The 11,355-nt window shown below is 71.6% G+C and carries 1 pseudogene; it reads left to right on the top strand.

The features are described 5' to 3' along the window. Positions 1–41: 41 nt before the first annotated feature. Positions 42–11,353 (top strand): annotated as a pseudogene (locus LIV37_RS04740) (type I polyketide synthase). The last annotated feature ends 2 nt before the right edge of the window (positions 11,354–11,355 follow it).

The following is an 11,355-nucleotide window of genomic DNA, read 5'->3' as shown; positions in this document are numbered from 1 at the left end:
CCCGAGCGTCGTTCCTAACTACTTCCATGGGTGACATAACAATGAACGAAGAGAAGCTTCTCGACTATCTCAAGCGGGTGACCGCGGATCTCCAGCAGACTCGCCAGCGCCTGCTCGAGGCCGAGTCAGCGGACCAGGAACCGATCGCGATCGTCGCCATGAGCTGCCGGTTCCCCGGAGGGGTGAACTCTCCGGAGGACCTGTGGCGCTTGGTGGCGGAGGGCACCGACGCGATTTCGGAATTCCCCATGGACCGTGGTTGGGACATCGACGCCCTCTACGACGAGGACCCGGACCGTCCCGGTACCAGCTATACGACCGAGGGCGGCTTCCTGGAGAACGCCGACCGGTTCGATCCGGCGTTCTTCGGGATCTCGCCGCGCGAGGCGCTGTCGATGGACCCGCAGCAGCGGCTGCTGCTGGAGACGTCGTGGGAGGCGTTCGAGCGGCGGGCATCGACCCGATGTCCCTGCGGGGCAGCAGAACCGGCGTGTTCGTCGGAACCAACGGCCAGGACTACTCCATGCTCATGCTCGGTGCCTCCGAGACCATGGAAGACGTCGAGGGCCACTCCGGCACGGGCAACGCGGCGAGCATCGTCTCCGGCCGGATCTCCTACACCATGGGCCTCGAGGGCCCGGCGCTCTCCGTGGACACGGCGTGCTCGTCGTCCCTCGTGACCCTGCACCTCGCCGTTCAGGCACTGCGCCAGCGCGAGTGCACGCTCGCGCTGGCCGGTGGCATCACGGTGATGTCCACCCCGTCGGCGTTCGTCCAGTTCAGCAGGCAGCGCGGGCTGGCGGCGGACGGCCGGTGCAAGCCGTTCGGCGCCGCGGCCGACGGCACCGGCTGGGGCGAGGGCGTCGGCATGCTGCTCGTGGAGCGGCTGTCGGACGCGCAGCGCAACGGCCACCAGGTGCTGGCCATCGTCCGGGGCTCGGCGATCAACCAGGACGGCGCGTCCAACGGCCTGACGGCGCCCAACGGCGTATCGCAGCAGCGGGTCATCCGGCAGGCGCTGACCAGCGCCCGGCTGTCGGCCGCCGAGGTGGACGCGGTCGAGGCGCACGGTACGGGCACCACACTGGGTGACCCCATCGAGGCGCAGGCGCTGATGGCCACGTACGGGCAGGACCGGCCCGTGGACGAGCCGCTCTGGCTGGGCGGCATCAAGTCCAACATCGGTCATACGCAGGCCGCCGCCGGTGTCGCGGGCGTCATCAAGATGGTGATGGCCATCCGTGAGGGCGTGCTGCCCAAGACGCTCCACGCGGACGAGCCCTCGCCGCACATCGACTGGACCGGCGGCGCCGTCTCCCTGCTGCACGACTCGACCCCGTGGCCGGACCGGGACCGCCCGCGCCGCGCCGCCGTGTCCTCGTTCGGCATGAGCGGCACCAACGCGCACACCATCCTGGAGCAGGCTCCGCAGGCCGAGCCGACCGAGGCCGCTGAGGCCGAGGCCGCCGACGGTCCGGTGGCGTGGGTGGTGTCGGGCCGTAGCGGCGAGGCGCTGCAGGCGCAGGCCGGACGACTGCGGGAGTTCCTCACGGAGCGCCCGGAGTTGAGCGTGGCGGACGTGGCCCTCTCGCTGGCCACGACCAGGTCCGCCTTCGAGCACCGGGCCGTGGTGACCGGGGCCGACCGCGAGGAACTCCTCCAGCGTCTGGAGGCGGTCGCCGAGGACGCCACCGCCTCGAACGGAGTGGTGCGGGGGAGGACCGGCGACGCCGGCCGCTCGGTGTTCGTGTTCCCGGGGCAGGGTGCGCAGTGGGTGGGCATGGCGGTGGGGCTGCTGGAGTCCTCGCCGGTGTTCGCGGAGGCGATCGGCGAGTGTGAGACGGCTCTGTCGGCTCATGTGGACTGGTCGCTGACGGATGTGCTGCGCGGTGCCGAGGGCGCTCCCGGTTTCGACCGGTGGACGTGGTGCAGCCGGTGTTGTTCGCGGTGATGGTGTCGCTGGCGAAGCTGTGGCGTTCGGCCGGCATCGAGCCGGCCGCCGTAATGGGTCACAGTCAGGGTGAGATCGCCGCGGCCTGCGTGGCGGGCGCGCTGTCGCTGGAGGACGCCGCGAAGGTGGTGACCTTGCGGTCGCAGGCGATCGCGGCCGGTCTCGCGGGCCGTGGTGGCATGGTGTCGGTCGGGCTGCCGGTCGACCGGGTCAAGGACCGTATCGCCGCCTGGGACGGCGCGATCTCGGTCGCCGCGGTCAACGGCCCGGGGTCCGTCGTGGTGTCCGGTGATCCGGGTGCGCTGGATGAGCTGGTCGCGCAGCTGGAGGGCGAGGAGATCCGCGTCCGCCGGGTCCCGGTGGACTACGCGTCGCACTCCGCACACGTGGAGGCGATCCACGAGGAGCTGCTGAAGGTCCTGGCGGACATCTCGCCGCGCTCCTCCGAGGTGCCGTTCTACTCGACGGTCCTCGGTGAGCTGGTGGACACGGCCGGTCTGGACGCGGAGTACTGGTACCGGAACCTGCGGCAGACCGTCGAACTGGAAGCCACCACCCGCAAGTTGCTGGATGACGGTCACACCGTGTTCATCGAGGCGAGCCCGCACCCGGTGCTCACGCTGCCGGTGCAGCAGACGGTGGAGGCCGCCGAGGCGCGGGCGGTGGTCGTCGGCACGCTGCGGCGTGACGATGGCGGCCTGGAGCGCTTCCTGGCCTCCGCCGCCGAGGTGTTCGTGGCGTGGCGTCACGGTGGACTGGACCGCCATGCTCGAGGGCCGTGGCGCCCGCCGTGTCGAGCTGCCGACCTACGCCTTCCGGCGCCAGCGGTACTGGCTGGAGGTGTCGGCCGCGGAGCTGCAGGCCACCGCCGACGGTCTCGCCGCGGACGCGGTGGACGCGCGCTTCTGGGAGGCCGTCGAGCGCGAGGACCTGGAGGCGCTGGTCCGCACCCTGGAGGTGGAGGACGAGGAGCAGCAGTCGTCGCTGACGGCGTTGCTTCCCGCGCTGTCGTCCTGGCGCCGTCAGCGCCGTGAGCAGAACACGGTGGACAGCTGGCGCTACAAGGTGGTCTGGAAGCCGCTGGCGGCCGCCACCGAGGCGGCCATCTCGGGCACCTGGCTCGTCGTCCTCCCCGCGTCGCACGCCGACGATGCCCTGGTGACCGCCACGGTGAACGGCCTGGAGACGAGCGGTGCCGACGTCGTCCGGGTGGTGCTCGACGGATCGGGCAACGACCGCTGGACCGTGGCGGAGCGGCTGCAGGCGGCGCTTGGCGAGGCCGGTGTGGAGCCCTCGGGCGTGACGGGCGTGTTCTCGCTGCTCGGGCTGGATGAGTCGGGGCATGCGACGTTCGGTGTGGTGCCCGCTGGGCTGGCGGCCATGGTCGGGCTGGTCCAGGGGCTGGGTGACGCCGGTGTGGTGGCCCCGCTGTGGTGCGGCACCCGCGGTGCCGTGTCGGTGGGGCGCTCCGACCGGCTGGTGAACCCGGTGCAGGCGATGGTGTGGGGCCTGGGGCGGATCGTGGGCGTCGAGTACCCCCAGCGCTGGGGTGGTGCCGTCGATCTGCCCGAGAGCATGGACGGCCGTGCGGTGGCCCGGCTGGCCGGAGTGCTGGCGGGCGCGGACGGCGAGGACCAGGTCGCGGTGCGCGGCTCCGGTGTGTTCGCCAAGCGCATGGTGCGGGCCACGGCGGCTGAGGACGCCGAGGGCCGGGGGGCCTGGCAGGGCCGCGGTTCGGCGCTGGTCACCGGTGGTACGGGTGCGCTGGGTGGTCATGTCGCCCGCTGGCTGGCGCGTACCGGTGTTGAGCATCTGGTGCTGACCAGCCGTAGTGGCATGGAGGCCGAGGGCGCCGCCGAGCTGAAGGCGGAGCTGGAAGGGCTCGGCGCCCGGGTGACGGTGGCGGCCTGTGACGCCGCGGACCGTGAGGCGCTGGCCGCCGTACTGGACGCGATCCCGCGGGAGTTCCCGCTGACGGCCGTGGTGCACACGGCCGGTGTGCTGGACGACGGTGTGGTGGACGCCCTCACGGTGCGCCGGGCGGCCGGGGTGCTGCGCCCGAAGGTGGACGCCACGCGGAATCTGCACGAACTGACCGCCGGGATGGATCTGTCCGCCTTCGTGCTGTTCTCCTCCGGGGCGGGCACGCTGGGCGGTCCTGGGCAGGGCAGCTACGCGGCGGGCAACGCCTACCTCGACGCGCTGGCGCTGCAGCGGCGCGCGGACGGCCTTCCGGCCACCTCCATCGCCTGGGGCGCCTGGGCCGGAGGCGGCCTCGGATCCGGCGAGGTCGGCGAGCGGATGGACCGTTCCGGCATGGTCGGAATGGTGCCCGACCTGGCGATCTCCGGTATGCAGCAGGCCCTTGAACTGGACGAGACGTTCGTGGTCATCGCCGAGATCGACTGGGATCGCTTCCAGCCGGAGTTCGTCGGTTCACGTCCCAGCGCGCTCTTCCGTGAGCTGCCCGAGCTGAACCGCCCGGCCGCCGCCAGTGGCGCGGACGCGGGCGACGGCGACGACGCGATTTCCGCGCTGCGCCGGGAGATGGCCGAACTGCCCGCCGCCGAGCAGCCCAAGCTGCTCCTGGAGCTGGTGCGCAACCAGGCCGCCGACGTCCTCGGCTACGACAGCGCGGACGCGGTGGAGGCCGACCGTGCCTTCCGCGACCTCGGCTTCGACTCGCTGACCGCCGTCGAGCTGCGCAACCGCCTCGGCGTGGTCACCGGCCTCCGACTGCCGGTCACTTGTGTCTTCGACTACCCGACCGCCACGGTTCTGGCCCGGTACCTGTACACCGAGATGTTCGGCGACCAGCCGGTCGCCTCGGTCGCCGCCGCCGCACCCCAGCGGCCGGAGGGGCTCGACAAGCCCCTGACCACCGACGAGCCGATCGCCATCATCGGCATGAGCTGCCGGTTCCCCGGCGGGGTGCGCAGCCCCGAGGAGCTGTGGAACCTGCTGATGGCCGAAGGGGACGTGATCTCCGCGTTCCCCGACGACCGCGGCTGGGACATCGACGGTCTCTACGACCCGGACCCCGAGAAGTCCGGCACCAGCTACGTCCAGGCGGGCGGCTTCCTCGACGAGGTGGGCCACTTCGACCCGGGCTTCTTCGGGATCTCGCCGCGTGAGGCGATGGCGATCGACCCGCAGCAGCGGCTGCTGCTGGAGACCTCCTGGGAGGCGTTCGAGCGCGCCGGGGTCGACCCCGTGGCGCTGCGCGGCAGCCAGACCGGCGTCTTCATCGGCTCCAACTACCACGACTACGGCTCGCGCATCCTGAGCGACGCCGAGGGAGTGGAGGGGTACCTCGGACTCGGCAGCGCCCCCAGCGTCTCGTCCGGCCGTATCTCCTACACCTTCGGCTTCGAGGGCCCGGCCGTCACGGTGGACACCGCGTGCTCGTCGTCGCTGGTCGCCCTCCACCTGGCCTGCCAGTCGCTGCGGCAGGGCGAGTCCTCGGTGGCGCTGGCCGGAGGTGTGACCATCATGGCCACGCCGGGCACGTTCATCGAGTTCAGCGCCCAGCGCGTGCTGTCGTTCGACGGCCGGTGCAAGGCGTTCTCGGCGGACGCCGACGGCACCGGCTGGTCCGAGGGCGTGGGCATGCTGCTCGTGGAGCGGCTGTCGGACGCGCAGCGCAACGGCCACAAGGTACTGGCCGTCATCCGGGGTTCGGCCATCAACCAGGACGGCGCGTCCAACGGTCTGACGGCGCCCAACGGCCCCTCGCAGCAGCGGCTGATCGAGCAGACGCTGGCCGGCGCCCGGCTGGTCTCCGCCGACGTGGACGTGGTCGAGGCCCATGGCACCGGCACTCCGCTCGGCGACCCGATCGAGGCGCAGGCACTGCTGGCCACCTACGGCCAGGGCCGCCCCGAGGGCCAGCCGGTGCTGCTGGGCGCCATCAAGTCCAACATCGGTCATACGCAGGCCGCCGCCGGTGTCGCGGGTGTCATCAAGATGGTGATGGCCATGCGCGAGGGCACCCTTCCCAAGACGCTGCACGCGGACGAGGCATCGCCACATGTGGACTGGTCGGCGGGCGACCTGGAGCTGCTGACCGAGGCCGTGCCCTGGCCGGAGCGGGACCACCCGCGCCGGGCGGCGGTGTCCGCCTTCGGCGTGAGCGGCACCAACGCGCACACCATCATCGAGCAGGCGCCGGTCTCCGACGAGCCGGAGGCGCCACGGGCCGAGGAGTCCCCGGACACCACCGCGGCCCCGGTGCCGTGGCTCCTGTCCGGCCGGACCGACGCCGCCCTCCGGGGTCAGGCCGAGCGGCTGCGGGACCAACTGACCAGCGCCACCGAAGAGTTCATGCCCACTGTGGACATCGGTTATTCCCTCGCGATGACCCGGTCGCTCTTCGACCACCGGGCCGCGCTCGTCGGTGAGGACCGCGCGGACCTGTTGCGTGGCCTCGATGCCATCGCGAAGGGCGAGACCGCGCCCGGCGTCGTACGCGGCGTGGCGGGAGCGGCCGGCAAGACCGCGTTCCTGTTCTCGGGCCAGGGTGCGCAGCGCCTGGGCATGGGGCGGGAGTTGTACGAGACGTTCCCGGTGTTCGCCGACGCGTGGGACGAGGTGTGCGCTCACCTGGACGGTCTGCTGGACCGTCCGTTGCGGGATGTGGTGTTCGCGGCGGAGGGTGGCGCGGACGCCGGGTTGCTGGACCGGACGGCGTTCACTCAGCCCGCGCTGTTCGCGGTCGAGGTGGCGCTGTTCCGGCTGCTGTCGGCGTGGGGCGTGGCGCCGGATGTGGTGATCGGTCACTCCATCGGTGAGATCGCGGCCGCGCATGTGGCGGGGGTGTTCTCGCTGGAGGACGCGTGCACGCTGGTGGCCGCTCGTGGTCGTCTGATGCAGGCGCTGCCCGAGGGCGGCGCCATGGTGGCGGTGCAGGCGTCGGAGGAGGAGATCGTGCCGTCGCTGGCCGGTCGTGAGGCCGAGGTGAGCCTCGCCGCCGTCAATGGCCCCACCTCCGTGGTTGTCGCGGGCGACGAGGCACCGGCGCTGGAGATCGCCGCCGAGTGGGAGCGGCAGGGCCGTAAGACCCGTCGGCTGCGGGTCAGCCACGCGTTCCACTCGCCCCGTATGGACGCGATGCTGGACGACTTCCGGAAGGTGGTCGAGGGGCTGTCGTTCGCCCCGCCCGCCATCGCCCTGGTCTCGAACGTGTCGGGCAAGTCGGCGTCCGCGGACGAGGTGTGCTCCGCGGAGTACTGGGTCCGCCATGTGCGGGAGGCCGTGCGGTTCGCCGATGGTGTCCGGGCGCTCGAAGCGCACGGCGTGTCCAGGTTCGTGGAGGTCGGCCCCGATGGCGTGCTCACCGCGATGGCGCGGGAGTGCCTGACGGCCGAGGAGCCTTCGGCTCCCGTCGTGGTGCCGGTGCTGCGCAAGGACCGTCCCGAGCCGCGGGCGCTGTCCACGGCGCTGGCCGAGCTCCATGTGAACGGTGTCGGAGTGGACTGGGAACCTGCCTTCACCGGACGTGACGCCCGGAAGGTCGAGCTGCCCACCTACGCCTTCCAGCGCGAGCGCTACTGGCTGGAGGCCCTGACGACGTTCGCCGGCGATGTCACCGCGGTGGGGCTCACCCCGCCGGCGCATCCGCTGCTGGGCGCCGCCGTCGAGCTGCCCGACGCGGACGGCTTCCTGTTCACGAGCCGCCTTTCGCCGCAGACCCACCCGTGGCTCGTCGACCACACCATCCAGAACACGATTCTCCTGCCCGGCACCGCCTTCCTCGAGCTGGCCCTGCACGCCGCCGACCAGGTGGGATGTGACCGGGTCGAGGAACTGACCCTCACGGCGCCGCTGGTGCTGCCCGAGCGGGGCGCGATCCACCTCCAGCTGGCCGTGAGCGGACCGGACGAGAACGGCGCGCGCTCGCTGAACGTGTACTCCCGGCTGGAAGACCCCAGCACGGAGCAGCCATGGACGCAGCACGCCTCCGGCCTGATCTCCCCGAGCGGCACGCCGGACCAGACCGGGCAGACCGATCTCGCCATATGGCCCCCGGAGGGCGCGGAGCAGATCGACACCGAGGACGTCTACGACCGGATGGCCGCGGGCGGCTTCGCCTACGGCCCGGTCTTCCGAGGGCTGCGGTCGGTGTGGATCCGTGGCGACGAGGTCTTCGCCGAGGTGCGCCTGCCGGAGGAGAACGCGTCGGACGCCGGGCAGTTCGGGCTGCACCCGGCCCTGCTGGACGCGGCGGTTCAGGCCGTCATGTTCGTACCCCAGGAGGAGGCGGGCCTCGCCAGGCTTCCGTTCTCCTGGACCGGCGTCTCGCTGCGGGCCACGGGCGCCTCGGAACTGAGGGTGCGCCTCAGCTCGCTCGGACCCGACTCGATCGGCCTCGCGGTGGCCGACACCAGCGGCCGCGCCGTGGCCACCATCGACTCCCTGGTGCTGCGGCTGGTCGCGGACGGGCAGATCCAAGCGGCCGGCTCCCCGGCGGCCGGGCATGACTCGCTCTTCCGGCTGGACTGGACCCCGGTCTCCGTCGGTGCGCCGGCCCCCGCCTCCGAAGGCACCTGGGCCGTGCTGGGCACGGACGCCCTCGGGGTGCGCTCCGGCCTGGAGGGCGCGGGTGCCGACGTGGCGTCGTACGCGGATCTGGCCGCGCTGCGCGCGGCGATCGATTCCGGGGCCACGTCGCCGGACGTCGTCATGGTGGCGGGCGCCGCGGAGGCGGTCGGCATCGACGCGGGCACGGACCTGGCGGGACGGGTCCGTGACGCCACCTACCGCGCGCTGGAGCTGGTGCGGTCGTGGGTCACCGACGAGCGGTTCGGCGACTCCTACCTGGTGTTCGTGACCCGCGGCGCGATGGGTGCCGGGTCCTCCGACGAGGTGCGTACCCCTGCCGAGGCCGCCGTATGGGGCCTGCTGCGCTCCGCGCAGACCGAGCACCCCGGGAAGTTCCTGCTGGTGGATCTGGACCCGGAGGAGGACGGCGACGTGTCCTCGGCGCTCCGGGCGGCGCTGACCGCCGAGGAACCGCAGGTGGCCGTGCGGAACGGACAGGTGCTCGCGGCGCGTCTCGCCCGGGTCTCCTCGGGTAGCGCGCTGGTGCCGCCCACGGGGGTGCGGGAGTGGCGGCTGGACATGCACGCCAAGGGGACTTTGGAGAACCTGGCGCTGCTGCCCTGCCCCGATGCCGCGGAGGAGCTGGGGGAGAACGAGGTCAGGCTGGCGATGCGCGCGGCGGGTATGAACTTCCGCGACGTGCTCAACGCCCTGGGGATGTACCCCGGAGAGGCCGGGCCGCTCGGTGGCGAGGGCGCCGGTGTGGTGACCGAGGTCGGCTCCGCGGTGACGGACCTGGTGCCCGGCGACGAGGTGATGGGCATCTTCAGCGGGTCGTTCGGGCCGGTCGCCATCACCGACCGGCGACTCGTCGCCCGGGTGCCGGAAGGCTGGACGTTCGAGCAGGCGGCGTCGACTCCGATCGTGTTCCTGACGTCCTATTACGCCATGGTGGATCTGGGGGGTCTGAAGGCCGGTCAGTCGGTGCTGGTGCATTCGGCGGCGGGTGGTGTGGGTATGGCCACGCTGCAGTTGGCGCGGCATCTTGGGGCGGAGGTGTTCGGTACGGCGAGTGAGGGCAAGTGGGACACTCTGCGGTCGCTGGGCTTGGATGATGAGCACATCGCGTCGTCGCGGACGCTGGACTTCGAGAAGCGCTTTTTCGATGTGACCGGCGGGCGCGGTATGGATGTGGTGCTGGATTCGCTGGCGCGGGAGTTCGTGGACGCGGGTCTGCGTCTGTTGCCGCGCGGTGGCCGGTTCCTGGAGATGGGCAAGACCGACATCAGGGTGCCGGAGGAGGTGGCCGCGGAATATGGCGGGGTCTCCTACCAGGCGTTCGATCTCATGGACGCGGGTCTCGATCGCGTCCATGAGATGTGGGGTGAGCTGATCTCGCTGTTCGAGAGTGGTGTGTTGCGGCCGTTGCCGGTGCGTACGTGGGATGTGCGCAGGGCGCCGGATGCTTTCCGTTTCATCGGGCAGGCGCGGCATACCGGGAAGGTTGCGCTGACCATTCCGAGGACGCTGGGTGGGCCGGGGACGGTGCTGGTCACGGGTGGTACGGGTGGTCTGGGTGCGTTGTTGGCGCGTCATCTGGTGGTGGAGCACGGGGTTGAGCGTCTGGTGCTGACGAGTCGTCGTGGTGTGGAGGCGCCGGGTGCGGCGGAGTTGGTGGCGGAGTTGGCGGGGCTGGGTGCCGAGGCTGAGGTGGTGGCGTGTGATGTCGCCGATCGTGCGTCGGTGGAGGGTCTGCTGGCGGGGATCGGGTCGGAGTATCCGTTGTCGGCCGTGGTGCATGCGGCGGGTGTGCTGGATGACGGTGTGGTGGAGTCGCTGACGCCGGAGCGGGTGGACAAGGTGCTGCGTCCGAAGGTGGACGCCGCGCTGCACCTCCACGAGCTCACCCGCGACCTCGACCTCACCGCCTTCGTGGTGTTCTCCTCGGCTTCCTCGAACTTCGGTGGCGGCGGCCAGGCCAACTACGCGGCGGCCAACGCCTTCCTGGACGCCCTGGCTCACCAGCGCCGCGCGCTCGGCCTCCCCGCGGTCTCCCTGGCATGGGGCATGTGGGAGCAGCGCAGCGAGATGACCGGGGACCTCGGCGAGGCGGACATCCAGCGCATGACGCGGGCCGGACTGAACGCGCTCAGTTCGGAAGAGGGCCTCGCGTTGTTCGACGACGCGCTCAGGACCGATGAGACCGTGCTCGTGCCGACCCATGTGGACCTCGCGGCCCTGCGCGCCCAGGCCCGCACCGGTGAGGTGCCCGCGCTCCTGCGCGGTCTGGTGCGTGTCTCCCGGCGCCGGGCCGTGGCGTCGGACACCGCGCACTCCGGCACCGGGTCGCTGCGCGATCGCCTGGCCGGTCTCTCCGCGGCCGACCAGTACCGGACTCTGCTGGACCTGGTGCGGGTGCAGGTGGCGACGGTCCTCGGCCTCGGCTCGTCGGAGGCGGTGGAGCCCGACATGGCCTTCAAGGACATGGGCTTCGACTCCCTGACCACGGTGGAACTGCGGAACCGGCTCAACGCGGAGACGGGGCTGCGGCTGTCGGCCGTGCTGGTCTTCGACCACCCGACACCCACCGCGCTCGTCAACCACCTGCGGGAGGAACTCCTGCCGGACGGTGGTACGGCGGAGCCGGTGGTCTTCGCCGAGCTCGACAAGCTGGAGCCCCTGCTCTCCAACGTGATGGACGACGCCGATACCCGCACGAAGGTGGCCGAGCGGCTGAAGGAGCTCCTGGAGAAGCTGGGCGAGGCTTCCGACGACGCCACTGCCGAGGTGGCCGAACGGATCGGGTCGTCCTCCAACGACGAGCTGTTCGCCTTCATCGACAACGAGCTCGGGCTGTCCTGAGC

Source organism: Streptomyces rapamycinicus NRRL 5491, assembly GCF_024298965.1.
GTDB lineage: Bacteria > Actinomycetota > Actinomycetes > Streptomycetales > Streptomycetaceae > Streptomyces > Streptomyces rapamycinicus.
This window is presented reverse-complemented; position numbering and strand designations above follow the sequence as displayed.